A 23,990-nucleotide genomic window follows, 5' to 3' on the forward strand; every position below is an offset into this window, starting at 1 on the left:
GTCTATTCGCCCCGTTATTCGAAAGCCGCGAGATACTTGCGCAGCAGCGCGTCCAGGTTCGCCCGCTCCTCGGGCGACAGCTCGGCAACGACCCGGTGCTGGTTGGACACATGGGCGGTCGCGGCCTCGTCGACGCGTTTCAGCCCTTCCTCGGTCAAGGCGATGATCACGCCGCGCCGGTCATCGGGATTGTCGAGCCGCTCTACCAGGCCTGCTTTCTCCAGCTGGTCGATACGATTGGTCATCGTGCCGGAGCTGACCATGGTGGTCGCCAGGAGGTCGCCGGGGGAAAGCCTGAAGGGTGGGCCGGAGCGGCGCAGCGTCGCGAGCACGTCGAAGCTCGACGAGGAGAGACCGCGTTCGGAAAAGGTCTTCTCGATCTCCCGGCCGATATGGGTCGACAATCGTCCGAGGCGGCCGAGAAGCCCCATGGCAGACACGTCGAGATCAGGCCGTTCCCGGTGCCATTGCGCCAATATCCTGTCGACACGATCCATAACAAAGCCTCCGCTACTTCCGTGCCAGCTATAGAGTATCTTGACGTAGAGAGAAACTCTGTTATCGTCAATTTATCTTGATATAGAGATTCTTGAGGTAAAGATATGAGCGCGACCCGCAACCTCGACCTCGCTTTGACCGCGCTGGCACCCGCCATCTGGGGCAGCACCTATCTGGTTACGACCGAATTGCTGCCGCCGGGCTACCCTTTGACAGTCGCAATGTTGCGTGCCTTGCCGGCGGGGCTGTTGCTCCTCCTCATCGTTCGCCGGCTGCCCTCAGGCATCTGGTGGCCGCGCACATTCCTGCTCGGAGCGCTCAATTTCTCGTTCTTCTGGGCGATGCTGTTCGTGTCCGCCTATCGGTTGCCGGGTGGAGTGGCCGCGACCGTCGGCGCGATCCAGCCGCTGATCGTTATTCTCCTGTCGCGCGTCTTTCTGGGGTCGCCGATCCGGATGCTCAGCATCGTCGCCGGCCTTGCCGGCATTGTCGGCGTCGGCCTGCTGGTGCTGACGCCCGGAGCCACGCTCGATCCGCTTGGCGTGCTGGCCGGTCTTGCCGGCGCCGTGTCCATGGCCTTCGGCACGGTGTTGAGCCGCCACTGGGCGCCACCGGTGCCGCCGTTGACCTTCACCGCCTGGCAACTCGCCGCCGGAGGACTGTTGCTGGTCCCGGTCGCCCTGTTCTTCGAACCGGCCTTGCCGAGCCTGACAGCCGCAAACGTTGCCGGCCTTGCCTATCTCGGCCTTGTTGGCGCCGCCTTCACTTACCTTCTCTGGTTCCGGGGGCTGTCGCGCCTCGAGCCCTCGGCCGTCGCGCCGCTCGGCTTCCTTAGCCCTGTTGTCGCCATCCTGCTCGGCTGGGGCGTTCTCGATGAGCGGCTGACCCCGGTCCAGGCGCTTGGCATTCTGGTCGTGCTCATCAGCGTCTGGCTGAGCCAGCGAGCGCAATTGGCGCCCCGGGTTCGGCCTGCCCGTGCATGAAAGGCCGAGCCTGCCACGGGGCGGGCTCGTTCGGAAAGTCGAGAAGTATGCGGCCGCAACGCAGAGCGAGCGCTTCAGAAAACGACGGCCGACCTATTGCCTTCGCGTGCCGGCCGCCGCCTTCGCCGCGGCGGCCGTCAGGCCGCGTGCGATCGGCGTGCGGATATCGGCCGCGGCCATGGCCTCAAGCCCGGCGGCAGTCGTACCGGCGTAGTCGAGGAACGTTTGTACGATTTCGGCGGGCGTCTGCTCGCTGCCAGCCATCAGCGCGCTGCTGCCAAGGAAAAGCTGGCGCACGGCGCACAAGGCGATATCCCTCCCGATGCCACTGATTACGGCGTCGGAGATCATGGCATCGGCAAAGGCGGCGAGAAACGCCGGGCCGGAGCCGGTCAGCGCCGTAAAGTAGTCGAGCTCCGCTTCCGTCGTGATCCTCTGCGCTTGACCGGATGCATTGAAGAACCGATCGGCAAATGCGCAATCCGCATCCGTCACATCGGGGCTGGCAAGCCAAGGCGTGAAGGAGAGCCGCTTTTCGGCGGCAGCGTTCGGCATTGCCCGGATGATGCGGCGAGCCTTGAAACGGGTGGCAAGGTCGTCAAGCGAAACCATCGCCATCACCGAGATGACCAGCTTGCCGGAGAGGTCGATCGCGATGGCGTCAAGATCCTGCGGGCGCACGGACAGCACTACCACATCTGCATCGGCTGCAAGTTCAGGATTGCTGTTCGTCTGGCGGACACCCGGCCAGGGATCGAACCCTGCCACAGAGCCGCTGCGCGAGGAGACGGTCAACGCCTCCCCGGCAATCACCCCATCGGCAAGGGCGGCCAGCAACAGGGCCTTGCCCAGCCAGCCGCCGCCACCGATGACGCCTAGTCGCGTCAAGCCCACTCGCCCTGGCGCATGACGGGGACGCGGCTGCCGTCGGCGCGCACGCCGTCAATATCCACCTGGCCCGAACCGATCATCCAGTCGATATGGATCAGGCTCGAATTGCCGCCCTGGGCGCGGATCTGCTCCGGGGTCAGGCTGGTATCGTCGACGAAGCAGCCGGAGTAGCACTGCCCGAGCGCGATGTGACACGAGGCATTTTCATCGAACAGCGTGTTGTAGAACAGTATGCCGCTTGCCGAGATTGGCGAGGAATGCGGCACCAGCGCCACTTCGCCGAGCCGGCGCGCGCCCTCGTCAGTATCGAGCACCTTGTTCAGCACTTCCTCGCCGCGCGAGGCCTTCGCCTCGACGATGCGTCCGCCTTCGAAGCGGACCTGGATGTTGTCGATCAGCGTGCCTTGGTGTGACAGCGGCTTGGTCGAGGAGACATGGCCTTCGACGCGCAGCGCATGCGGCGTGGTGAAGACCTCTTCGGTCGGAATATTCGGGTTGCAGATGACGCCGTTTTTCGCTTCCGAGGCGCCACCACACCACAGGTGGCCATCGGCCAGCCCGACGACCAGATCGGTGCCGGGTCCGGTGAAATGCAGCGAGGCAAAGCGTTCGCCGTTGAGCCAGGCGGAGCGGCGCGCCAGGTTGGCGTTGTGCGCATTCCAGGCGGCGACGGGATCGTCGAGATCGACGCGCGAGGCCGCGAAGATGGCGTTTGCGAGCTTCTCCACCGCGATCGGCTCCGGGTCGTTCGGGAACACCAGCCGCGCCCAGGAGGGGTTGGGATAGGAGACGATGTTCCAGTTGATGTCGAAGTTCGAGATCTTTTCCAGCGCCGGTTTGTAGGCAATGGAATTGGCCTTGTTGGCGCGCGCGACTTTGCTCGGGTCCTGGGCGGACAGCATCATCGGGTTGTCGCCGGAAATGGCGAGGCGCGCCGCACCGCCGGCAAAGGCCTTGGCCATGCCCTCGTAGAGCCAGGCGCTCGCCCGGTCGAAGCTTTCGTCGGGCGCATGTTCGTAACGCGCCAGCGTCGTCTCCTCGTCGGAGTAGAAGGTCGTCACCAGCCCGGCGCCGGCCTTGTAGGCGTGCTTGGTGATGTCGCGCACCAGCGGCATGGCGGCGATCGGCGCCGTCATCACCAGGTCCTGGCCCTTCTGCAACTGCAGGCCGACCTTGATGGCGACTTCCGCGAGCTTGTCGAGTTTGACCGGATCGATCGGGGTGGGGGTGTTGGCGGGATAGGTCATGATCTGCCTGTCGTTATGAAATCGGACGCACAAGACTTAGTGCTGTTTGCGGCGAAAATGAAGGCTGACGGTTGCAAACCTCAGTTGGCCTTGGCTGCGGCTCGCATTCTGGCGACATTGCTGTCGTGGACGTCTTCATAGGGCGCGAGATAGAGGATCGAACCGGCAGCGATCTCGTCGGCGACAAAGTCCTTGAGCGAGCCGATCTGCGCTCCCTCCGCTGCCGCCTTCTCCAAGCGTTCAAGGTAGCTTCGGTTCGCATCGATCAGCGTGCCGTCGTAACCGCCGGCCGAGATGCGGTCGCGGTCGCCATGGCTCGGCAGGATGTGGGCGATCGGCAAGCGACGCAGGCGCTTCAGCTCGGCGATATGGGTGGCGACATGCTCGGCTTCGGCGATGAAGGTGGCGCAGTCTTCGACCGTGTCGCCGGCCAGCAGCAGCTTTTCCTCAGGCAGCCAGAGCACATTGCCGTCGGCGCTGTGAATGGCGAAGTGGTGCAGTTCCACCGTCCGCTGCCCGACTTTCAGGTCGAGCCTTCCTTCGAACAGGCGGGTGGGCATGACGAGGGGGTGGATCGGCGGCGTCGCCGTTTCGATTTTTTCGCGGTTCTCGGCAAGCCGTTCTGCCGTCAACGTCAGTGCGATGATCTCGCAATCGGCAAAGACGGCGTTTCCGGCTACGTGGTCCTTGTGCCAATGGCTGAGAACCACCCGGATCGAGGTGACGCCGAGGCTTTCGAGATGGGTCCGGATCGCTTCGGCGTGTGGCAGCGAGATGTGGGTGTCGTAGACGAGCGCTTCGCCGCCATCGACGATGGCATAGGACGCGACGCCGAGCGCATAGGCGCCGTCGTCCAGCCAGTTCGGTCCCTCCGAGTGCAGCCGGGTCCCGGCGATCCGGCCGTCGTAATAGGCGAAGATGCCGGGATAGGGCTGCAGTATCGTCAGGGTTGACGTCATATCAGGCATGGCCGGCTTCTCCTTCGCCAGGTTTGCATCCGTCATAGGACGGCGCGTAGCGAAAAAGAAGTGCGAGCACGCGCTCTGTTACGCGCGCAGCAGATAGGCGTCGTGCTGTTTCAGGAACGTCATCAACCGCTCGCCGTAGTCCGATGCCACGGCAGCCTTGACGCTCGGACGCTCCGCCAGGGTCCGCCGCCAGGCGGACACACGGGTAAGGCCGTCGAAAATCCTGTGCTCGACCAGAGTGTCAAAAAGGTCGAAGTAACGGAAGATCGGTGCAAAGACCGCATCGACCAGCGAGAAGCCATGGCCGGCGAAATAGGGGCCGTCGCCGAGCACGGCTTCGACTGTCGCGAATTTTGCCGCGACCGCCTGTCGCTTCTGCTCGAAGATGTCGGCATCCCCGGTGGTCTCGAAGCCCCAGAGGTCCGAGAGGATCGACGAGCCGTATTCCATCCAGCCGCGGTGGCGCGCCCGTTCGAGCGCGTCAGTCGGATGCAGCGGGACACCGGTCTGCGTTTCCTCGAGATATTCGCAGATCACCGAGCTTTCAAACAGCACGGCTTCGCCCGACGTCTGCGGGATCTGCAGCAGCGGCACCTTGCCGAGCGGCGAGATGTTCAGGAACCAGTCGGGCTTGGCCGCGAGATCGATATTGACGCGATCGAAGGCGACGTTCTTTTCCGCAAGCGCGATTGCAGCCCGCTGGACATAGGGGCAGAGATGATGGCTGACCAAGGTGAGGGTGCTTGTCACAGGCGATCTCCAGGGTTGGATCTATATATATGCAATTGCATGTATGTAGGCTTGCCAGCGATTTCAAGTTCGATGTAATTGCATCTATGAACGATTTTTCGGAAAATACGGAGCCGCATCCGACACAGGCTGTCACCCAGGCCTGGATCGGCCTTATGCGCGCACAGCGGCGCGTGCTCCAGGCGATCGAAGTCGATTTCAAGAAGGCTGGCCTACCGCCGCTTGGCTGGTACGACGTGCTGTGGGAACTGGTACAGGCGGACGGCGGCAAGCTGCGCCCCTTCGAAATCGAGTCCCGCACCCTGCTTGCCCAATATAACCTCTCGCGCCTGATCGATCGGCTTGAGCGGGGAGGGCTTGTCCGTCGCGAGACTTTTGATGCTGACGGCCGCGGGCTCTGGGTGGTCGTCACAGACGAGGGGCGCGCCATGCGCAAGCGCATGTGGCAGGTCTATTCCGGCTCGATCGAGACCCACCTGGGCGCGAAACTGAGCGCAGATGAAGCGCAAGAACTGGCGCGGCTGCTCGGTAAATTGCGCTGAAACGCTAGCTGTCGAGCCCGAAGGATTTCTCCAGCGCTTCCCAGGTCTCGTCCATGGCGAAGGTCGGGGAAAAGTAGGGCAGGGCCACATGGCCGTAGATCGGCGACAGCTGCCATTCAGCCGTCTCTTCATCGACGCCGGCAATCTGTTGCAGGTAGATCGTCGACACCAGGCCGGTCCGGTCGGCGCCGGCCTTGCAATGGATCAGGAGCGGCTTCGGCGCATCGCGCAGGATCGCCATTAGCGCTTCTGTTTGCTTCAGGCTGATGGCCGATGACGAGGACATCGGGAAATTGATGAGACGGATGCCGTTGCGCTGGGCGGCTGCCGCTTCGTCGCGGTACCAGCGGGCATCACTCTCGCCGCGCAGGTTGAGAATGGTGCGGATGCCGTAGGCCTTGGAATAGGCGGCAATCGAACGCGAACTCGGCTGGGCCGATCGGTAGACCTCGCCCGCAACCAGGGTGTGGAAGTTGCCCGTCCATTGCAGTGCCATGAGATAAAGCACGCTGACTGCGGCGGCGACCGCCACCGCAAGGATGAGGCGACGGGCAAAGCGCTTCGGGCGCCGGATCAATCCTGATAACATGGACGGGCTTTCAAAAACCTCGAGGATTTGAGATGTAGCCAGCATCCGTGATGTTTTGATGGCGTGTTTCAGGCAATCAGCGGCACTGCCGCTGCCTTCAGGACATCCCGCGCGTCGGCAGGCGCAAGCCGCACCTGCAGCCCGCGCTGGCCGCCATTGATATAGACCTGCGTTTCGGAAAGGGCGGCCTCTTCGATCGCTGTCGGCACCAGCTTTTTCTGCCCGAACGGGCTGATGCCGCCGACATGATATCCGGTCAGCCGTTCGGCATCGGCCGGCTTCATCATCGCCGCCGACTTGCCACCGAAGGCTGCGGCCAGCCTCTTCATGCTGACCTCACGATCGGACGGCACGACGCAGCAGACCGGCTTGCCGTCGACCTCGGCCATCAGCGTCTTCAGCACCCGGCTCGGATCCTCGCCCAATGCTTCCGCCGCCTGCAGGCCGACGCGCTCGGCATTCGGGTCGTAGTCGTAGGTGTGGACGCTGAAGGCAACACCGGCCTTGGCCAGCATCTGCGTCGCGCGGGTGGTCTTGGACATCGTGCGGCTCCGGGCGTCAGGCGTTCGCCTTGTCGAACAGGGCTTCGTAGAGGTCGGGCTTGAAGCCGATCATCAGGTTGCCGTTGGCCTCAAGCGCCGGGCGCTTGATCATCGACGGCTGGGCCAGCATCAGCGCGATGGCCTTGTCGGCATCGAGGTTCTGCTTGTCGGCGTCCGGCAGGTTGCGGAAGGTGGTGCCGGCGCGGTTGAGCACGATTTCCCAGCCAGCCTGCTCGCACCAGCGATCGAGATGGTCGCGGTCGATGCCCTCGGCCTTGTAGTCGTGGAAGCGATAGGCGATGCCCTGCCCGTCGAGCCAGGTGCGTGCCTTCTTCATCGTGTCGCAGTTCTTGATGCCGTAGATCGTGACCGTCATTCCCATGCCTTTCCTGCCTTGCGGGCAATTCGTGCCGGGAGTGATAGCCTCCCTCGTTCACAGAGGGAAGACGTTGTCTCAGGTCACGCCGGCATAGCGACCCGGCTTGTGGTTGATGGCAAGGGTCATGTTGACGACGGCAGCACCCACCACGGACAGAACGAGGTTCGCTGGTGGCAGTATGAAGAAGGCCGCAGCCAGGATCGCGAGGTCCACGGCCAGCTGGAAATAGCCGGCGCGGATGCCGAACTTCTCCTGCAGATAGATCGCCAGAATGTTGATGCCGCCGAGCCCGGTGCGATGGCGAAAGAGGATCAGCAGCCCGGTTCCCATCAGCCCGCCACCGACGACGGTCGCGTAGATCGGGTCGAGCCTGGCGAACTCCACCCATCCCGCCGTCAATTTCGAAAACAGCGCCACAAGGGTGACGGCAAGAAAAGTGCGCAGCGCAAACATCCAGCCGAGCCGTTTGATCGCCAGCACGTAGAACGGCAGGTTGATCAGCGAGAACACCAGCCAGAACTGTGCGCCCGTCGCATACTGCAACAAAAGCGCGAGGCCGGAGGTGCTGCCGGTCAAGAGCATCGCTTTGCTGTAGATGATGACGCCGAGCGACATGATCAGCGTGCCCGTCAGGATCGCCAGCGCGTCTTCATAAAGGCGGTGGCGTTCCGTGGGGACTTCGGTTGTATCGATCATGCGCTCGGTCTTCATCCTGGCTGCCGGTCCTTAGAGGTTCTTGAGCTTGCCGATGACGTCACCGACTTCGGCGGTCTTCAGTCCGGCAATGTTGATGCGGCCGGAGCCCGGCATGTAGATGCCGTGTTCGTTGCGGAGCCGCATGACATCCGCCTCAGCCAGCGGCAACAGCGAGAACATGCCCTCTTGGGCCGCGATGGCGCCAAGTGCCTGCCAGCGGTCGCGCAGGCCCTCCGCCAGCGACTGCCGGATGCCGGATATGCGCAGGCGCATGGTTTCGAGCTCTTCTTTCCAGTCGCGCGCCAGGTCCGCGTCCGACAGGATGGTGCGCACGATCGCGGCACCGTGGTCCGGCGGCATCGAATAGCTGGTGCGGGCGAGACCGGCGAGGTTGGAGCGAACCGTGTCGGCCGACGAGGATGAGGTTGTGACGGCAAAGATTGCGCCGGTGCGTTCGCGGTAGAGGCCGAACGACTTCGAGCAGGAGACGGCAATCAGCGTTTCCGGAACGATGCCGATGAGATGGCGAAGACCGACGACATCTTCCTCGAGGCCGCGGCCAAAACCCTGATAGGCAAGGTCGACCAGCGGCAGCAGGCCGCGCTCGGCGACGACGGCCGCGATCTCCAGCCATTGCGCCTCGGTGATGACGCCGCCGGTCGGGTTGTGGCAGCCGGCATGCAGCAGTACCGCGTCGCCGGCCGAAGCACCCTGCAGCGCGCTCATCATGGTGTCGAAGAGAACGGTCTGGGAGGGCACGTCGAAGAATGGATAGCCGGCTGTCTCAAGGCCCGCAGCCTTGAAGATGCTGGCATGGTTCATCCAGCTCGGCAGGCCGATCCAGATGCGCTTGCCGCCCATCTGGCGGACCAGGTCGGCGGCAAGTCTGAGTGCGCCGGAGCCGCCGGGCGTCTGCACGCCGGCAAGATGGCTGCGATTGATCGTGTCGCCGCCAACTAGCGTCCAGAGATGATCGACGAAAACGAGATCGCCCTCGGGGCCGACATAGGCCTTGCTGTCCTGTGTTTCGTGCAGGCGCTTCTCCGCTTCCTTGACCGCGCGGAAGATCGGCGTGTGGCCTGTCTCGTCGCGGTAGACGCCGACGCCGAGATCGACCTTTCCGGGGCGCTCGTCCTTGCGGTAGAGCCCGATCAGGGCCAGCAACGGATCGTCGGGTTGGCGGGTCAGAGCGTCGAACATGCCGGAATTCCCCCTTGGCAGTGACAGAGTAGCGATGAGCGGTCGAGAAAGGTCGTGCCGGTGGCCGCCCTCCGGCCGCCCGACTGGCCTCTTCATTAAGGCAACCACCGCGCAAAATCGACGACGTATTTGCCACAGGGACAATATTCGCATAGATCGAATTGCGTAGATCGATGCATTTCTTTTGCCGATTTGCGCGGATCGCGGAAAATGCAGGAGAGGGTTGTCTGATGGCGGAGCGCGGAGCCACCGAACTCGATGCGATCGACAGACGGATCATCCGGCTGCTTGTCGAGGATGCATCGCGAAGCAACAACGAGCTTGCCGCGCGGGTCGGGCTGTCGCCGGCGCCGCTTTCACGCCGTCTGGCGCGGCTCTATTCGGCAGGCGTTATCCGGCAAACTGTCGTGGTCGATCCGAAGGCAGCGGGCGTCGGCTTCCAGGCCTTTCTCGAGGTGACGCTGGAGCGGACGGCCAGCAAGGTCGGGCAGCGTTTCATCGAGCTGGTATCGCGCATGCCCGAGGTGGTGGAGTGCCACACGGTGGCCGGCGATTTCGACTTCCTCTTGAAGATCGCGGTGCGCGATGTCGCCGACTACAAGCGCCTGCTTTGGAGCGAGTTCGAGCAGATCGGCGAGATCAAGACGCTGCGCTCGACAATCCTGCTCGATAGCCCGAAGATGTCTGCGACGATGGCACCCTGAAATCCGGAACGCCTTGAGGGCGTTCCGGACCAAAGACACGGGGGTCAGGCTTCCAGCGGTCCTGGCTTGCGTGCGGCGCTGGAAGCTGTTGCGCAGGCGATCTTCATCAGGTCCGAGCGGCGGCGGGCGTGGCGTGTCGATACCCGGGTAACGATCAGTCCGTCCTGCGGCGCGCGGACTTCGATGGCGCCGTCTGGCTGGCCGGGGCGATTGAGGATCGTCACCAGCAGATCGCCGGCCTTTACCTTGTCGCCGATGTCGCGGTGGAAGAGAATGGCGCCCGATTCCGGTGCGCGGATCATCTCGATATTGTCGAGCGGCGCAACCATGCCGCCGAAGGCGGGAAGTGCAGCCTGGTCGCCCGCGACCACGCCGCGCGCGACGAGGAAGCGCAAAAGACCTTCGGCGTCCTTGCGTGCCACATCGGGATAGACATCGCGCGTGCCGCGAAGCTCCACCGTGACCGAAAGCCGTCCGGGCAGGCTGGTCTTCTTCTGACCCGTCTCGTATTTCCAGGCGTAGGCCACGGCCTCTTCGAAGGCCGAGCTTTCGCCGTCGGAAAGAAACACCGCTTCCATGTCGAGCGCTGCCGCGAGGTCGGCTGCTTCCGGCCAGAAGGCGTCGTCGATATAGGCGTATTGCAGCGCTTCGTCGTCGCAGTGCAGATCGAGCATCAGTTCGGCGCCGAGCGCCATGTGCAGCAATTGCCGCTTCAGGCGGTCCGTCGCCGAATGGCGATCAAGGTCGGACAGAAGGCTGTCACGCTCGCCAAGTGCGATCAGCGGAAAATCGCGGTTGAAATTGGTGCGCGAGCCGAGATCGAACCGGCCCTGCAGCTCGCCGAAATGCGATTGCGCCGTGCCGATGGGGTTTGCCTGCGGCACCACGGTGATATCCCCGAGAATGGCGCCGTTCTTCTCGGCCTCGGCGAGCATCTGCAGGAGGAAATGCGCGGCCGCCGTTCCGGGCAGTTCGTTGGCGTGCAGTGCCGCCTGGATATAGGTCTTCGGTGCGTCCGGGCTCTTGCCCTTGAAGCGGAAGACCGGCAGGCGCCATTCGATGCCTGCGGTGTCGCCGGTGATGATGATTTCCGAGATGTCCATGGTCTCCCCCCGCTTGTCTCGTGTCGATGGCTTATCGGCATTCCCGATACGGTTCGCAAGTGGCTAGAAACGGGGAGCACACAGCGCCAGCGGGCGGAGCGAGGCTTTGACTTTTGCCGTGCGACGGGTGTCTTCTGGTCTCGTTCGCACAAGAGGGAGTTCGCAGATGATCCTGATCGGCCAATACGACTCCCCCTTCGTTCGCCGCGTCGGCATCGCGCTCACGCTTTACGGCATGGAATTCGAGCATCGCCCCTGGTCCTCCTTCGGTGATGCGGACAGGCTGCGCGCCTACAACCCGCTGACGCGCGTGCCGACCCTGGTGCTGGACGACGGAACCGCGCTGGTCGACAGCCACATCATCATCGACTATCTCGACGGCCTTGTTCCCGTTGGCCACGTGATGTTTCCAAGGTCCGAGCCATCACGCCATCGGGCGCTAAGGATCGCGGCGTTCGCCAGCGGGGTCGGCGACAAGGCCGTCAGCCTGTTCTATGAGAAACGCCTGCACAGCGAAGTCTCCGCTCTCTGGGTCGATCGCTGCCGCCGCCAGATCGAAGCGACGCTTGCCGTCCTGGAGGCGGGGCGTGCGGAGGGAACTCAGGAATTCTGGTTCGGGGAGCATATCGGTCACGCGGATATCGCCGTGGCGGTGGTCCTGCGTTTCCTGTGCGAGGTCCACCCTGAGCTGATCGCGATTTCCAACTATCCTGCCCTGCGAGCGCATGCCGAAAAGTTGGAGGCACTCCCCGTGTTCCAGGCGATCAGTCAGCCTTTCGTTGCACCAACGTAAGGCCGTACCGAGCGGATCGACATTGGCGTGGGCCGGCACAAAGCTCTTGCGCCGACCCACGCCAATGTCGAGCTCACATAAGGTGCCCGATCATTCTGTGTCGAGAAAGCTGCGGATCGCCTTCACCGTCGCCTCGGGTTGTTCCTCCATCAGCCAATGGCCGGATGCGGGGATGACCACCTCGGTAACATTATCTGCGGCCGCGCGGGCAACGACCGCCATGGTCGGGCCGAAGGATTTCTCGCCACCGATCGCCAGCACCGGCATGCCGAGCTTGCCCATTTTCAGGAAGCCCTGGTTGTCGATGACGTCCTGGTCGAAGGCGGCGAACTGGGCAAAACCAGCCCGCATTGCGCCCGGCTGGGCATAGAGCTTGGCATAGTGCTCACGCGATGCCTCGTTCCACTTTTTCGGGTCTGCGGAGAATTCGTTCCAGAAACGATCGAGGTAGATGCGCTCGCGGCCGGCAACGAGGCGTTCCATGTCGGGCCCGCCGAAACGGAAATGCCAGAGCAGCGGGCTTTTCAGGATTTCGTCCCAGGGGCCGACGCCGGGCAGCGGCGCGTCCATCAGTACCAGCCTCGTCGTTCGCCCGGGATACTGTGCGGCAAAGGCGTAGCCGACCATGTTGCCGATGTCGTGCGCCACCACATCGGCCTTGTCGACCTTCAATGCGTCGAGCACGCCGGCAATATCCTGCGCTTCTGTTTTCTTGTCATAGCCGGTGGCCGGCTTTTGCGAGAGCCCCATGCCCCTGAGGTCGGGCACGATGACGCGGTGATCGCGGGCAAGCTCGGCGGCAAGCGGAACCCACATGTCGCCAGTCTCGCCATAGCCATGCAAGAGCACGACCGTCGGGCCCGAGCCGCCGACACGCACGTGAAGGGTCGTGCCGTTGGTGGCGATGTCCTCCGTCGTAAAGGTCGGGGGATAGGGCTTGATGTCCGCCAGTGCCGGGACGGCAAAGGCGATAGTGGCAGCGGTGACGAAGGAACGAAGCATGGGTCTCTCCTGTTTGTCGGCGTCTGCCGAATGGCTTTTCGATGGAGAGAACATGACAGTCGCGCGCTGTTCGAACTAGCCGCCAGAAGGCGTACTTACTGTTCGGAAGCTCCGAACGCTGAACAGCGCGCTGGTTGAGATCCGCCGTGATGGCGGACACCGCTACCTCGGCGGCATGGTGTCGAACTTCGGCAGCGCCGGGTCGAGGTGATCCCAGGGATAGCCGCGTGATCCGTAGGTGACCGCGTCGGGCTTGTAGCGGCTCGGATCGTCGAGGCTCGCTGCGCGCACGGTGAAGACGTCGGGCATCGCGGCAAAGGTCATGTAGACCGGCGAACCGCAGGTGGGACAAAAGGCCCGCGTCTTCACGTTGCCACTATCGGCGACCATGTCCCAGTGCGCTGCCTCGCCTTCGAGCTTCACGCCGTCCCGCCTGAAGCTCAGGTGCGATCCGTGCCCGGTGCCGCTCTCCTGCTGGCAGTCGCGACACTGGCAGTCGTTCGAGAAAATCGGTTCTCCGGAGATTTCGTAGCGGATCGCGCCGCAGGCACATCCACCGATATAGGTCTTGCTCATCTCATTCCTCCTGGGTCGGGTGCGTAAAGCCAAGGCGTGCTGCAGCGATCGGCGACGCCGGCCGTTCTCTTCCACTGCTTCAGAATGTTTGGGGCAGGCCCGGCCCCGATATCGGTCCACGCGCGGGATAGCCGCCGCTCGGTGCGTGCGACGATCCGACGTCCTGCTGGTCCGCCTGCAAACGGCGCGCAGTCTGCGCGACGCGATCAGCTCTGTTCGTCGGTGACGGCGCCGATCTTCGAAAGAACTTTCGTCCAGCCCTGGCTCATGTTCTTGAAAGCCGTGTCGTTGCGTGGCGTCACGAAGCCGGAATGGACGAGCCTGAGGCGAGTGCCGCCGTCGACCTTCGAAAGCGTCCAGGTGACGACCGTTTCGAGGCGGGAGCCATAGCCGATGTTGCCCTCGTGTCCGCCTTTCCAGGCGTAAACGAAGCGCTCATTGGGTCGGACCTCCAACACCTTGCAGTGGATGACGCCATCCCATTCGCCGGCCGCTGTCGTCTGGAAGGTGAAACGGTTGCCTTCGACCGCTTCGAAACCTGTCGGCACCATCATCCAGCGGCTCATCAAGGCGCCGCTCGTCAGCGTCTTCCAGATCGTCTCCGGGCTGTGAGGGAAGACCTCGTCGACCACGATGTCCTGCGTTTCGGGCTGCAACGCGATTTCGTTCATGGATCGATCTCCTTCAAGAGAGTGCGCAGATTTGCAAACCGTTCGCGCCAGAAGACGCCGTAATGGCTCATCCAGTCGACCAGCGGCTCGAGGCCCTCCGGCTGGGCGCGATAGTAGACGTTGCGGCCCTCGGGGCGCTCGGTGACGAGGCCCGCCTGCTTCAACGATTTGAGGTGCTGCGAAATGGCGCCTTGCGTCACGCCGCTGCCGCGCGTCAACTCGACCACGGTGATCTCGTCGGCATCGGCGATGCGCTCGAATACGGCGCGCCGGGTGGGATCGGCAAGGGCGCGCATGATGGCGGTAACGGGTGCAGCTTCAATCATGATAGAATCATTAGTGCACGCTGATTGATTAGTCAATACTATTGTTTTGAGGTGTTGTCGTCGCGGCGGCCCCGACGTGGCGGGCGGATCTCGGCGACGAAAAAAGGAGCAGGCCTCGGCCGGTCCCTTCTATGCGTTCTTCGATGATCGCTCCGCAAACGGACAAGGCGCTTGCCGCGCTGAACGCTAGCGGATTGCGGTTGCCTGCGACCACACGACCATCCACCTGCCGTCACGATATTCGTATGCATCGGTGTGCCAGTAGTCGCTGCGTGGGACGGTGTGCCCGTCAAACACGACTTCGAGCTGGGCGCGATAGCGGATGACTGCAGACTGTTCATAGAGGCGTACGGCCATCTCGGCCGGCTGCCACGAGAGGTATTTGATCCGGCCGGCCGCAATTGCTCCCAGATACGCGTCTTTCGAAAGCGATAGGCCGATCGGCGTTATCAATTGGAAGTCGTCAGCGTGAAACTGGCGCGCCCGCGCGACATCGGCGCTGACCAGGGCGCGCAGCCGGGCCTGCTCCGTCTCCCGCAGGGTCTCGGCGTCATGCGCCTGTCGTGTGATGTCGGCTTCTGCTTGCGTCATGGGTCGTCTCCGTCTCAAGGGATGGGAGATCACTGATCACCCCGATATCGTCAATCTTGCCGCCAAGGGGCGATCCTATGCGCCGATCGAAACGGCGGGCACCAGCCCCAGGGCGATGAGGCTTTGCGCGCTGGCGCAGATGCATTCCTCCTCCGGGCGTGAGCGCCAGTTCAGTATGCGCCTGGCCTTCGACGCATCGACGCTGAGGTCGCGGTTAAGCTCGTGAACGATCGTGCGGGCGTTGGGATCGGTCGCAGCCATCGCGCGAATGATCTCGTCGGGAACTTCGCCGACCGGCAGCCGTGCGGCATGCCCGGGAAAGGCGCGCGCCAGCAGGGCGACCAGTTCCTTCAGCCAGAAAAACCGGCCGCCGACAATGAAGCGCTGGCCGCCCGCGGCAGGGTTGGTCATCGCCGCGATATGAGCGTCGGCAACATCGCTTGCGTCCACGACCGAAAAGCCGAAGCGGGGGATACCTTCGAAATGGCCCGTCATCAGATGATGGATCAATCCGACGGAGGTCCCGAAATCGCGCCCGAGCAGCGGACCGAGGATCACGCTCGGATTGATGACGGCGAGATCGAGACTGGTCTCGTGCGCGAATGTCCAGGCGGCGCGCTCGGTCAGGGTTTTTGACTTGTAGTAGGGTGTCGCCCGCGGGCTATCCGGATCGGTCCAGTTGTCTTCGGTAAAGGGCGCATGCCCGTCGCCGTGATTGGTGGCGGCCACGGACGATGTCAGAACGACCCGCTCGACACGGGCCCGGTGTGCGGCGGCGAGGACACGTAGCGCGCCTTCGCGCGCCGTCTCGATCAGCGCCTGCTCATTTTCAGGAAAGCCCGGCGGAAACGGCGATGCCGTGTGAATGACATAGCGGCACCCTTCGACGGCCTCACGCCAACCCTCTTCTGAATCCAGATCGGCTTGGACGAAGCCAAGCTGCTGCACTTCGCCCGGCGCATGCGCGCCAAGCTGGTTTCGGATGGCCTCGCACTTTCCCATGTTCCGCAGGCTGCCTCGAACCCGATAGCCGCGCTTGAGCAATTGCAGGGCCACATGGCCCGCGAGAAATCCGCCGATGCCCGTGACCAGCACGGTGTCCTCTCGGCCTTCTGTTTCGGCAATGCGCATCGAGGCTCCTTCTGACCATGCCGGAATGGCGGCCTTCTTGAATTAGACAAATGGACTAAATCTGTCTAATTGTCTCTTTGACACCTTGGACCCAAAGTGTCAATGTGTCTCAATGATATCGACCGATCCAAAAACGATGCTGATCCTCGATGCCGCATTGCCGGTGTTCGTACGCTATGGCTTTCGCAAGACGACGATGGCCGACATCGCGCGCGCTGCCGGGATTTCGCGGGCCTCGCTCTATCTCAGCTTCAGCAGCAAGGAGGACGTGTTTCGGGCCGGTTCCGCCCGCGCGCACAGGCAAACGATGACCGAGGTCGAGGTGGCGTTGAAAGCGCAGGTCAGCGTTTTCGACCGCATCGAAGCGGCGGTCACGACTTTTCAAAGGGGGCTGATCGTTCCTCTCGGCGCCAGTGCGGATGCAAGGGAACTGTTCGAGATCAATATGGCGCTGGCTGCCGATATTACGCTGGAGACGCGGCAACGCTTCCTCGACCTGATATCGCTGGCTTTGCGCGAAGCTGCGGACAAGGGGGAAATCAACCTGGGCGCGGTTGATACCGAGCCCGCCAATCTTGCCGGCATAATTCTCGCGGCGATGAGCGGCATCAAGGAAATGCGCGGCGCGGAGCCCGGCCTTGGAGACGACACCAGGCTGCTCATGCGGCTCCTGCGCGCGGCGCTGTCGCCACGCCCGATCTCTGGTTAGCCGGTCCGGCGCGCCACGGAGGGGCGCACCCACGCAAATGCTGACCCAGATGGGACTTGGCTGACGCTGACGGGCGTTGTGGAAGGGTTCGGCTAGCGCCGGCGACCGATGGGAATGATCTCCGGTGTCGTTGCCTCGAACGGCCTGCCATCCCATCCGCCGAGCCATTGCTCGACGACGAGGCCTGCCTCATTCATCATCGAGACGAGGTCTTCGTGTGATGGGAAGGCGATCTTCGACTGCGCCGCGAAGGTGCGCCCGCCAGCGGCGATCCGATAAAACGTATCGTATTCCACCAAACCGGTGTCGGGGTCGTGCCGGACATCGTTCCAGGCGAGCACGTCGCCCAATTCCGGATGGACGATCACGCGCTCGGACAAGGCCGGCGTCCATTCCTTCCATTCCTCGACGCGTGGATTTCGACTGTCGAAGATGAAATGTCCTTGCGGGGAGAGATGTGCGGCTATGGTCTTCAGAGCTGCAAGCTGATCGTCTCGGGTGAGAAAGACCTGGAAAGCGTGGCCGCTGAGCAGCACCAGGTCGAAGGCCCCTCCAAGGCGGACGGTTCGCCCGTCGCCTTCAACCCAACGCACGCGGTCGCCGCCGGGCCGCTGCCTTGCGATATCAAGCATCGCGGCGGCCGGGTCGACGCCGACGACCCGTTTGCTGCCCTCTCGGGCGATTGCTGCTGCCAAAAGACCGGTGCCGCACCCGAGATCGAGGATCGAGGTGCGGCTAGCGGCCATAGTCTTGAGGTATTCGCTGTCGGCGGTCCAACCGTTCTCGATGTCGTAGAACTCGACAAGCTCCGGATTGTTATAGAGTTTGTCCGACGTCATCGAGAGGATCGGATCATTCCCACTCGATCGTGCCGGGCGGCTTCGACGTGACGTCGTAAACCACGCGGTTGATGCCACGGACCTCGTTGATGATGCGCGTTGCGGCGCGACCGAGGAATTCCATGTCGTAGTGGTAGAAGTCGGCGGTCATGCCGTCGACAGAGGTGACGGCGCGAAGGGCACAGACGAACTCGTAGGTGCGGCCGTCGCCCATGACACCGACGGTCTGGACTGGAAGCAGGACTGCGAAGGCCTGCCAGATGGCGTCGTAGAGACCCGCCTTGCGGATTTCGTCGAGATAGATCGCATCGGCTTCGCGCAGGATCTCGAGCTTCTCGCGGCTGATGCCACCCGGGCAACGGATGGCAAGGCCCGGACCCGGGAAGGGGTGGCGGCCGATGAAGCTGTCGGGCAGGCCGAGCTCGCGGCCGAGCACGCGGACTTCGTCCTTGAACAGTTCGCGCAGCGGTTCGACCAGCTGCATGTTCATGCGTTCCGGCAGGCCGCCGACATTGTGGTGCGACTTGATCGTCACCGACGGGCCGCCGGTGAAGGAGACGCTTTCGATGACGTCGGGATAGAGCGTGCCCTGGGCAAGGAAGTCCGCGCCGCCGAGCTTCTTTGCCTCTTCCTCGAACACCTCGATGAACAGGCGGCCGATGATCTTGCGCTTGGTTTCCGGATCGCTCTGGCCTTCGAGTTCGCCGATGAAGCGGTCGGAAGCGTCGACGTGCAGGAGGTGCAGGTTATAGTGCTCCTCGAACATGGCGACGACGTTCTTCGCCTCGTCCTTGCGCATCAGGCCGTGGTCGACGAGGATGCAGGTCAGCTGGTCGCCGACCGCCTCGTGGATCAGCAGAGCCGCGACCGAACTGTCGACGCCGCCCGAAAGCGCGCAGATGACCTTCTTGTCGCCGACCTGCTTGCGGATCGCGTCCACCGCCTTGGCGCGGTAGGCCGACATCGACCAGTCGCCCTTGATGCCGGCGATCTTGTGCACGAAGTTGGCAATCAGCTTGGCGCCATCAGGCGTGTGCACCACTTCCGGATGGAATTGTACGGCGTAGTACTTGCGCTTCTCGTCGGCGATGAAGGCGAACGGGGCGTTCGCCGAGGTGGCGACGACTTCGAATCCTTCGGGGATCGCGGTGACGCGGTCGCCATGCGACATCCACACCTGGTGGCGCGAGCCGAGCGACCAGACGCCGTCGAACAGCGCACAGTCCTTTTCGACTTCGAGGAAGGCGCGGCCGAACTCGCGGTGATGGCCGCTCTCGACCTTGCCGCCGAGCTGGGCGCAGATCGTCTGCTGGCCGTAGCAGATGCCGAACACCGGCAGGCCGGAATCGAAGATCACCTGCGGCGCGCGCGGCGAGCCGATGTCGAGGGTGGAGGCCGGGCTGCCGGAGAGAATGACGGCCTTCGGCTTCAGCCGCTGAAAACCTTCTTCCGCCGACTGGAACGGCACGATTTCGCAGTAAACACCGGATTCGCGTACGCGCCTGGCGATGAGCTGTGTCACCTGGCTGCCGAAGTCGACGATAAGAACGGTGTCGGGATGGGCTGTCTGGGTCATGTCGGGCCTTCAAACAAGCTTGATCATGGCGAGCCTTTAATCAAAGCCCGTCTTCTGCGCAACGATTAGATTGCACCCGGACAATCCCGGCCTTTCAGAGCCGGATCTGTCCGGTGCCGATCGCAGTCTCGAGCCTGTCGATGACGTCGGCAAGCTTCTCGTCGATGACATGGAGATATTCGGTCCAGTCGCTGACGTGCTTGAGCTCGGCCTTGCCGTCGGAAATGCCGCGAAGGGCAATGAGCGGGACCTGGAAAGACTGGCAGGCGCGCAAGACCGCATAGGTCTCCATCTCCACCATGTCGGCGTCGATGCCGTCATAGGCGACACCGGAGACGATGTTGGCGCCGGTCGAAAGCCTCGCCTCCTTGACGCCGGGGATGCGCAGCGGCAGCGACACGATGGCCGGAAGATCGAGAAACGGCGTCGCCCCCTTTTCGAAGCCGAGTGCCGACGCGTCCATGTCGCGATAGCCGACCGATACCGCCTGATAGACTTCGGTCTGCTCGAGCCTGGCCGCACCCGCCGAACCGAGCGAGACGACAAGATCCGGGAGGCTGCCTTTGGCGGCAAGGCCGGCCAGCGTCTTCGTCAGGGTTACGGCGGCCTCGACCGGGCCGACGCCGGTCATCAGCGGTGCGATCCGCGCCTTCAGGTGCGGGCCATACTCGGCATCGACAGCCATGACATAGAGAACCTTGCGGCCGGCGACGTCCTTCAGTGCAAAACTCATCCTTCGATATCCTCGCGTCCGCGGATCACCATCATCGTGCCGGTCATCGAGGCGATCAGCTTGGCAGGCCCGTCCGAGCGGATCGCGTAGCCGCGTCCGTCGGAGACGATGATCGTCGTGCCCGGCTTGGTGACTTCGCCGCGAAACAGGAAGCGCTCGCCGCGCCCTGGCGACAGGAGGTTGACCTTGAATTCGATCGTCAGGATCGAGGCATCCGGGTCGATGACCGAATAGGCGGCGTAGGTTCCAGCCGAATCGAGTGCCGCAGAAATCACCCCTGCATGCAGGAAGCCATGCTGCTGCGTCAGCTTTTCGTCGAAGGGAAGTTCGATCTCGACCGTGCCCTGCTCGACCAGCGTCAGTTCCGCGCCGATTGTTTTCATGGCGGCCTGTCTCGCGAAGCTTTCCCTTATGCGTCTACGGAAATCTGGGGGATCGCTGTCGTCCATCAGTCACCACGGCCCTGGTTGTAACGGAAGGCCCGTTGCCTTCCATATCGACGGACAGTGGCATGGCCGCACCGGTGCGACAAGCTCAATTCATGAGGAAAATCGAGCCGTTGAGCACTGTCGCAAACGCCACCCAGGCGAGGTAGGGCAGGAACAGCAGCGCCGAAACGCGATCCCTGTTCCAGCTTGCGACGATGACGCCGGCAACCGCGATCAACAGTGCGATGATGACGATCAGCGCCGAGGAGACGTCCTGCATGCCGAAGAACAGCGGTGACCAGAGAAAGTTGAGGAGCATCTGCGCCAGCCACAGGCGCATGGCCGCCGTGCGGCGATGGTCGAGAAACAACCGCGCGCCGACAAAGCCGATGATCACGTAGAGGATCGACCAGACCGGGGCGAAGATCCAGTTGGGCGGATTGAAGGCAGGCTTTGCCAGAGCCTGATACCATTCGCCGGGAATGTTGTTGTAGCCGATGAGGAGCCCGAGACCGAGGACGGCCGCGATGAAGACTGCGTAGACGAGGGTTCTGTTCATGCGTCGACAGATAGAGCGCCTATCGGCGCTTTCCAGCATCGACTGCCGTTTCGAAGCGGCGAGGCGCTCCCTATATCTCTGCCATGAAAAGCTTCCGCCGCATCGACATCCGTCCGGCCGGACCAGACGACGTCATGATGATCGCCTCCGTCATCGTCGAAACCTGGCGATCGACCTTTCGTGGGCTGATTTCCGACGCCTTCCTCGACGCCATGAGCATCGAGGAACAGGCGCTGCGTCATGCACGGCGCATGCGCGTTGCCGACGTCTTCCATCTGGCTGCGGTCGACATGAGCACCAACAGTGTGATCGGCTTTGCCAACTACGGCAAGGCCCGCTCGATGCCGCCGCGGTTCGATCGCGAACTCTATGCGCTTTATGTCTTGAAGGAGTTTCAACAGGCGGGCATAGGCTCGGCACTGGTGCGCAGTGTTGCAGCCCACTGCCGGGAGATGCGCGCGGCGTCGCTGTTTGCCTGGGTGCTTTCGAGCAACCCGAACCGGGCATTCTATGAGCACCTGGGTGCCGTCGCTGTCGGCCAGGGCCAGGTGAGCCTCGGCGGCGAGAACCACGACCAGACCGCCTATCGATGGGACAATCTGGCGAAGCTCGCCGGTGAAGACCGCTTTTCGGCCTGACGCCTGCGGTCAGGACCGAGCGAGCCGGACGATATGCTGGTCCCAGGCGACGGGGTTTTCATGGTCCCTGAAGCGGCCGTCATAGGACGAAACGGCAAAACCGTGATCGGCGGCGGCGACACCAGCGGCGTCGGTCACGCGCTGTTGCTTCAGCACCGTGCCGGTGCGCGCGTCGAGCGTCACGGCAATGCCGCCCTTGGGCGAGGTGAGGCCGATCAAGCCCTCGTTCCGGTTCACGGCGATGGCGCCGACATAGTTGGCAAGCGCCGCGGTTGTGCTTTCGGGCAGCGACACGAAGGCAAGATCTTCGCCGTGGGAGAAATGGCCGACAAGCGGCGGCAGGTCATCGCGCGCGCCCTCATACTGGCAGGCAAACCAGATCTCGCCGTTCGGGCCGATATCGACATGGCGGGTGGAAAGCCGGCTGAGATCGGCAGGCAGTGTGTGCTTCTGGATCAGGGCGCCGGTCGCGGTGTCGACCAAGGTCAGGCTCGGTTCCATATGGTCGAGATTGAGCTTGGTCCGGCCGAAATCCGGATGGGTCTCGATGCCGCCATTGGCGATGGCGAGCAGCCGACCATCGGCGGAAAGCGTCATGTCGTGCGGGCCGATGCCATAGGTCGGGAATTCACCGATGCGGGCAAAGGCACGGGTGCCGTCGTAGATGCCGATCATGCCGCGGTTGGCGGCAAAGTCGTTTTCGGTGGCGTAGAGCAGCCGGCCATCGGCGGAAAAGCAGCCATGGCCAAAGAAGTGCCGGCTTTCAGCGGCGGCAATGACCACCGGTTCGGCTTGGCCGTCGGTCGAAAGGATCATGGCATAGGTGCCGGGCCGGCGCGCGAAGGCCACCATCCGCTTGCTGGCGGCCGAATGGGCCATGCCGTGGGCACGTGCCGGAAGCACCGTGCGCTCTATGATCGCGCCGGCCTCGGTCAGCGTGGCAACGCCGTAGCGTCCATCCGGGGCCATGAAGGCGGAAGCGAAGATGGCGTCGGTGCGCTCAAGGGCAAAGGCGCCGCGAGCCCCAAGCGTCGCTACCCAGGCGGCGCCGGCCATCTTGATGAAGTTGCGTCGGTCGATCAGACCCGTGGTGGCGCCCATGCCATTCCCGCCTGCCATTTTACCGGACCGGCAGCGCAATTCCGCCGCCGGTCCTTATCGCTACGATGTAGCAGATTACGCGTTCAGAGCCAGCCCCGCCGCTTGAAGTAGAGGAAGGGCACGATCGCCGAAAGCACCATCAGCGCCAGGGCGTAAGGGTATCCGAACCGCCATTGCAGCTCGGGCATGATCTCGAAGTTCATGCCGTAAATCGAGGCAACCAGCGTCGGCGGCAGGAACACGACCGCGGCAACCGAAAAGATCTTGATGATCTGGTTCTGCTCCAGATTGATCAGGCCGAGGGTCGCGTCGAGCAGGAAGTTGATCTTGTTCGACAGGAACAGCGCGTGGTCGCCGAGCGATGTCGCATCGCGCTGAATCAGCTTGATCCGCTGCCGGCTTTCCTTTGCCGCCTTGCGCGGACCGATGCCTTCAAGCGCGACGTGATAGGCAACCAGGCGACCGATGCTGACGAGGCTTTCGCGCACGATCGTCAACAGGTCGCCCTTCTGGCCGATCTGCTCGATCAGCGACTGCAGGTCGCGCGTTTTCTTGGTGGCGCTGGCATTGGTCTTGCGGAACACGTCACGCGAAATGCCGTCAACCTCGCTGCCGGCCCGCTCTAGCGCGTCGGCGGTACGGTCGATCATCGCTTCGAGAAGGCCCAGCATCACCAGTTCGCCCGACTCGCAAGCCTGGCCGTTGGCTTTCTGCAACCGGTTGGCATAGGTCTGGAACGGCTTCGGATCGGCGTGGCGCACGGTCACGAGCGTCGCGCCCTTGACGATGAAGGTCACGGGAACCTTGACCGGATAATCGCTGTCGAGCTTGGCGACCGCCGTCATGGTCATGAACTGGGCGCCGTCTTCCTGGTAGAGCCGGTCGGACAGCTCGATTTCCTGCATTTCGTCACGGGTCGGGATCTCGATACCGAGCTGGCCCTGGACCAGCCGGGTCTCTTCCACGGACGGGTTGAGCAGATCGTACCAGATGACCTGAGACGGCGAGGCGAGGCCGTCGAGCATATCGACGAGCACGAGGTGGCTGTTCTGGCTTTTGTAAATGCGCAGCATATTGGGCTCCATAGGGCGAGTCATCCGACCGCCATGAAGCCCTGATCAATCAGGACCGAACGGTCGTGAGCATGAAGGCTCGACTTCGACTGTCGGGGTTCATTGCAAGTTGATCCTTGTGGTGAAACGTGCCCGCGAGAGCGGACACGGGG

30 protein-coding genes are annotated in these 23,990 nt (G+C 63.1%); 6 read left to right on the forward strand and 24 right to left on the reverse strand.

Features of this window, described 5'->3' with window-relative positions; translation table 11 throughout:
• Positions 1 to 14: 14 nt before the first annotated feature.
• Positions 15 to 497, reverse strand: coding sequence for a MarR family winged helix-turn-helix transcriptional regulator (locus LPJGGPFB_RS03200; RefSeq protein WP_173418703.1), 483 nt, complete (start codon positions 495 to 497; stop codon positions 15 to 17).
• Between the two features lie 105 nt (positions 498 to 602).
• Here LPJGGPFB_RS03200 and LPJGGPFB_RS03205 point away from each other — a divergent pair, with 105 nt between their 5' ends.
• The gene (locus LPJGGPFB_RS03205; protein WP_173418704.1) at positions 603 to 1,481 is read left to right on the forward strand and encodes an EamA family transporter; all 879 of its coding nucleotides are present in this window, start codon (positions 603 to 605) and stop codon (positions 1,479 to 1,481) included.
• A 93-nt stretch (positions 1,482 to 1,574) separates the two neighbouring features.
• On the opposite strand, the gene LPJGGPFB_RS03210 is transcribed toward LPJGGPFB_RS03205, so the two are convergent.
• The 4 genes from LPJGGPFB_RS03210 to LPJGGPFB_RS03225 all read right to left on the reverse strand — a co-directional run bounded on the left by LPJGGPFB_RS03210 (position 1,575) and on the right by LPJGGPFB_RS03225 (position 5,337).
• The gene (locus LPJGGPFB_RS03210; RefSeq protein ID WP_173418705.1) at positions 1,575 to 2,369 is read right to left on the reverse strand and encodes a pyrroline-5-carboxylate reductase family protein; all 795 of its coding nucleotides are present in this window, start codon (positions 2,367 to 2,369) and stop codon (positions 1,575 to 1,577) included.
• Entirely contained in the window at positions 2,366 to 3,619 is a 1,254-nt protein-coding gene (locus tag LPJGGPFB_RS03215) for an aminopeptidase (RefSeq protein ID WP_173418706.1), read from the reverse strand. Before LPJGGPFB_RS03215 ends, LPJGGPFB_RS03210 begins: the two co-directional genes overlap by 4 nt.
• An 80-nt stretch (positions 3,620 to 3,699) precedes the next feature.
• Positions 3,700 to 4,587 (reverse strand): MBL fold metallo-hydrolase, encoded by an 888-nt coding sequence (locus tag LPJGGPFB_RS03220; RefSeq protein ID WP_173418707.1) that lies wholly within the window; start codon positions 4,585 to 4,587, stop codon positions 3,700 to 3,702.
• Between the two features lie 78 nt (positions 4,588 to 4,665).
• Entirely contained in the window at positions 4,666 to 5,337 is a 672-nt protein-coding gene (locus LPJGGPFB_RS03225) for a glutathione S-transferase family protein (protein ID WP_173418708.1), read from the reverse strand.
• 86 nt (positions 5,338 to 5,423) lie between these two features.
• On the opposite strand from LPJGGPFB_RS03225, the gene LPJGGPFB_RS03230 reads away from it, so the two are divergent.
• A complete protein-coding gene (locus LPJGGPFB_RS03230; protein ID WP_234902757.1) occupies positions 5,424 to 5,879 on the forward strand; it encodes a MarR family winged helix-turn-helix transcriptional regulator in 456 nt (151 codons plus the stop codon).
• Positions 5,880 to 5,883: 4 nt separating this feature from the next.
• Here LPJGGPFB_RS03230 and LPJGGPFB_RS03235 read toward each other — a convergent pair whose 3' ends face one another.
• The 5 genes from LPJGGPFB_RS03235 to LPJGGPFB_RS03255 all read right to left on the reverse strand — a co-directional run bounded on the left by LPJGGPFB_RS03235 (position 5,884) and on the right by LPJGGPFB_RS03255 (position 9,285).
• Positions 5,884 to 6,468 (reverse strand): dual specificity protein phosphatase family protein, encoded by a 585-nt coding sequence (locus tag LPJGGPFB_RS03235; RefSeq protein WP_173418709.1) that lies wholly within the window; start codon positions 6,466 to 6,468, stop codon positions 5,884 to 5,886.
• A 68-nt stretch (positions 6,469 to 6,536) separates the two neighbouring features.
• A complete protein-coding gene (ybaK, locus tag LPJGGPFB_RS03240) occupies positions 6,537 to 7,010 on the reverse strand; it encodes a Cys-tRNA(Pro) deacylase (protein ID WP_173418710.1) in 474 nt (157 codons plus the stop codon).
• Positions 7,011 to 7,026: 16 nt separating this feature from the next.
• The gene (locus LPJGGPFB_RS03245) at positions 7,027 to 7,386 is read right to left on the reverse strand and encodes an ArsC family reductase (protein WP_173418711.1); all 360 of its coding nucleotides are present in this window, start codon (positions 7,384 to 7,386) and stop codon (positions 7,027 to 7,029) included.
• Between the two features lie 78 nt (positions 7,387 to 7,464).
• Positions 7,465 to 8,085, reverse strand: coding sequence for a YitT family protein (locus tag LPJGGPFB_RS03250; RefSeq protein WP_173418712.1), 621 nt, complete (start codon positions 8,083 to 8,085; stop codon positions 7,465 to 7,467).
• A gap of 30 nt (positions 8,086 to 8,115) precedes the next feature.
• The gene (locus LPJGGPFB_RS03255; protein ID WP_173418713.1) at positions 8,116 to 9,285 is read right to left on the reverse strand and encodes an amino acid aminotransferase; all 1,170 of its coding nucleotides are present in this window, start codon (positions 9,283 to 9,285) and stop codon (positions 8,116 to 8,118) included.
• Between the two features lie 230 nt (positions 9,286 to 9,515).
• Between LPJGGPFB_RS03255 and LPJGGPFB_RS03260 the strand changes: the two genes are divergently transcribed.
• A complete protein-coding gene (locus LPJGGPFB_RS03260; protein WP_115418698.1) occupies positions 9,516 to 9,989 on the forward strand; it encodes an Lrp/AsnC family transcriptional regulator in 474 nt (157 codons plus the stop codon).
• A gap of 44 nt (positions 9,990 to 10,033) precedes the next feature.
• Here the strand turns inward: LPJGGPFB_RS03260 and LPJGGPFB_RS03265 are convergent, their stop codons facing one another.
• Entirely contained in the window at positions 10,034 to 11,092 is a 1,059-nt protein-coding gene (locus LPJGGPFB_RS03265) for a M14 family zinc carboxypeptidase (protein WP_173418714.1), read from the reverse strand.
• A gap of 166 nt (positions 11,093 to 11,258) precedes the next feature.
• Here LPJGGPFB_RS03265 and LPJGGPFB_RS03270 point away from each other — a divergent pair, with 166 nt between their 5' ends.
• Positions 11,259 to 11,885: a glutathione S-transferase family protein gene (locus LPJGGPFB_RS03270; protein WP_173418715.1), complete on the forward strand. Its 627-nt coding sequence runs from the start codon at positions 11,259 to 11,261 to the stop codon at positions 11,883 to 11,885.
• Between the two features lie 90 nt (positions 11,886 to 11,975).
• Here LPJGGPFB_RS03270 and LPJGGPFB_RS03275 read toward each other — a convergent pair whose 3' ends face one another.
• The 6 genes from LPJGGPFB_RS03275 to LPJGGPFB_RS03300 form a co-directional block, all read right to left on the reverse strand.
• Positions 11,976 to 12,887, reverse strand: a complete 912-nt coding sequence (locus LPJGGPFB_RS03275; protein WP_173418716.1) for an alpha/beta fold hydrolase — start codon at positions 12,885 to 12,887, stop codon at positions 11,976 to 11,978.
• Between the two features lie 162 nt (positions 12,888 to 13,049).
• The gene (locus LPJGGPFB_RS03280; RefSeq protein ID WP_173418717.1) at positions 13,050 to 13,463 is read right to left on the reverse strand and encodes a GFA family protein; all 414 of its coding nucleotides are present in this window, start codon (positions 13,461 to 13,463) and stop codon (positions 13,050 to 13,052) included.
• Positions 13,464 to 13,669: 206 nt separating this feature from the next.
• Entirely contained in the window at positions 13,670 to 14,134 is a 465-nt protein-coding gene (locus tag LPJGGPFB_RS03285; protein WP_173418718.1) for an SRPBCC family protein, read from the reverse strand.
• Positions 14,131 to 14,460: an ArsR/SmtB family transcription factor gene (locus tag LPJGGPFB_RS03290; protein WP_173418719.1), complete on the reverse strand. Its 330-nt coding sequence runs from the start codon at positions 14,458 to 14,460 to the stop codon at positions 14,131 to 14,133. The genes LPJGGPFB_RS03285 and LPJGGPFB_RS03290 overlap by 4 nt, the downstream gene beginning before the upstream one ends.
• Positions 14,461 to 14,646: 186 nt before the next feature.
• Complete coding sequence (locus tag LPJGGPFB_RS03295; protein ID WP_173418720.1) at positions 14,647 to 15,051, reverse strand: nuclear transport factor 2 family protein; 405 nt, start codon at positions 15,049 to 15,051, stop codon at positions 14,647 to 14,649.
• A gap of 75 nt (positions 15,052 to 15,126) precedes the next feature.
• The gene (locus LPJGGPFB_RS03300) at positions 15,127 to 16,182 is read right to left on the reverse strand and encodes an SDR family oxidoreductase (RefSeq protein WP_173418721.1); all 1,056 of its coding nucleotides are present in this window, start codon (positions 16,180 to 16,182) and stop codon (positions 15,127 to 15,129) included.
• A gap of 136 nt (positions 16,183 to 16,318) precedes the next feature.
• Here LPJGGPFB_RS03300 and LPJGGPFB_RS03305 point away from each other — a divergent pair, with 136 nt between their 5' ends.
• Positions 16,319 to 16,891, forward strand: coding sequence for a TetR/AcrR family transcriptional regulator (locus LPJGGPFB_RS03305; protein ID WP_234902758.1), 573 nt, complete (start codon positions 16,319 to 16,321; stop codon positions 16,889 to 16,891).
• Positions 16,892 to 16,983: 92 nt separating this feature from the next.
• Here the strand turns inward: LPJGGPFB_RS03305 and LPJGGPFB_RS03310 are convergent, their stop codons facing one another.
• The 5 genes from LPJGGPFB_RS03310 to LPJGGPFB_RS03330 all read right to left on the reverse strand — a co-directional run bounded on the left by LPJGGPFB_RS03310 (position 16,984) and on the right by LPJGGPFB_RS03330 (position 21,026).
• Positions 16,984 to 17,730, reverse strand: a complete 747-nt coding sequence (locus LPJGGPFB_RS03310) for a class I SAM-dependent methyltransferase (RefSeq protein ID WP_173418723.1) — start codon at positions 17,728 to 17,730, stop codon at positions 16,984 to 16,986.
• Positions 17,731 to 17,743: 13 nt separating this feature from the next.
• Positions 17,744 to 19,306, reverse strand: a complete 1,563-nt coding sequence (guaA, locus tag LPJGGPFB_RS03315) for a glutamine-hydrolyzing GMP synthase (RefSeq protein ID WP_173418724.1) — start codon at positions 19,304 to 19,306, stop codon at positions 17,744 to 17,746.
• Positions 19,307 to 19,400: 94 nt separating this feature from the next.
• Positions 19,401 to 20,039: a 5'-methylthioadenosine/S-adenosylhomocysteine nucleosidase gene (locus LPJGGPFB_RS03320; RefSeq protein ID WP_173418725.1), complete on the reverse strand. Its 639-nt coding sequence runs from the start codon at positions 20,037 to 20,039 to the stop codon at positions 19,401 to 19,403.
• Positions 20,036 to 20,488 (reverse strand): PaaI family thioesterase, encoded by a 453-nt coding sequence (locus LPJGGPFB_RS03325; RefSeq protein ID WP_173418726.1) that lies wholly within the window; start codon positions 20,486 to 20,488, stop codon positions 20,036 to 20,038. The genes LPJGGPFB_RS03320 and LPJGGPFB_RS03325 overlap by 4 nt, the downstream gene beginning before the upstream one ends.
• Positions 20,489 to 20,573: 85 nt before the next feature.
• Positions 20,574 to 21,026 (reverse strand): TspO/MBR family protein, encoded by a 453-nt coding sequence (locus LPJGGPFB_RS03330; RefSeq protein WP_173418727.1) that lies wholly within the window; start codon positions 21,024 to 21,026, stop codon positions 20,574 to 20,576.
• Positions 21,027 to 21,109: 83 nt separating this feature from the next.
• Between LPJGGPFB_RS03330 and LPJGGPFB_RS03335 the strand changes: the two genes are divergently transcribed.
• Entirely contained in the window at positions 21,110 to 21,664 is a 555-nt protein-coding gene (locus LPJGGPFB_RS03335; protein ID WP_173418728.1) for a GNAT family N-acetyltransferase, read from the forward strand.
• 9 nt (positions 21,665 to 21,673) lie between these two features.
• On the opposite strand, the gene LPJGGPFB_RS03340 is transcribed toward LPJGGPFB_RS03335, so the two are convergent.
• The gene (locus LPJGGPFB_RS03340) at positions 21,674 to 22,765 is read right to left on the reverse strand and encodes a DUF1513 domain-containing protein (protein ID WP_173418729.1); all 1,092 of its coding nucleotides are present in this window, start codon (positions 22,763 to 22,765) and stop codon (positions 21,674 to 21,676) included.
• Positions 22,766 to 22,848: 83 nt separating this feature from the next.
• Positions 22,849 to 23,838, reverse strand: coding sequence for a magnesium transporter CorA family protein (locus LPJGGPFB_RS03345; protein WP_173418730.1), 990 nt, complete (start codon positions 23,836 to 23,838; stop codon positions 22,849 to 22,851).
• Positions 23,839 to 23,990 lie beyond the last annotated feature (152 nt).

Origin of the sequence: Ensifer adhaerens (assembly GCF_013283195.1) — a bacterium.
GTDB lineage: Bacteria > Pseudomonadota > Alphaproteobacteria > Rhizobiales > Rhizobiaceae > Ensifer > Ensifer adhaerens_G.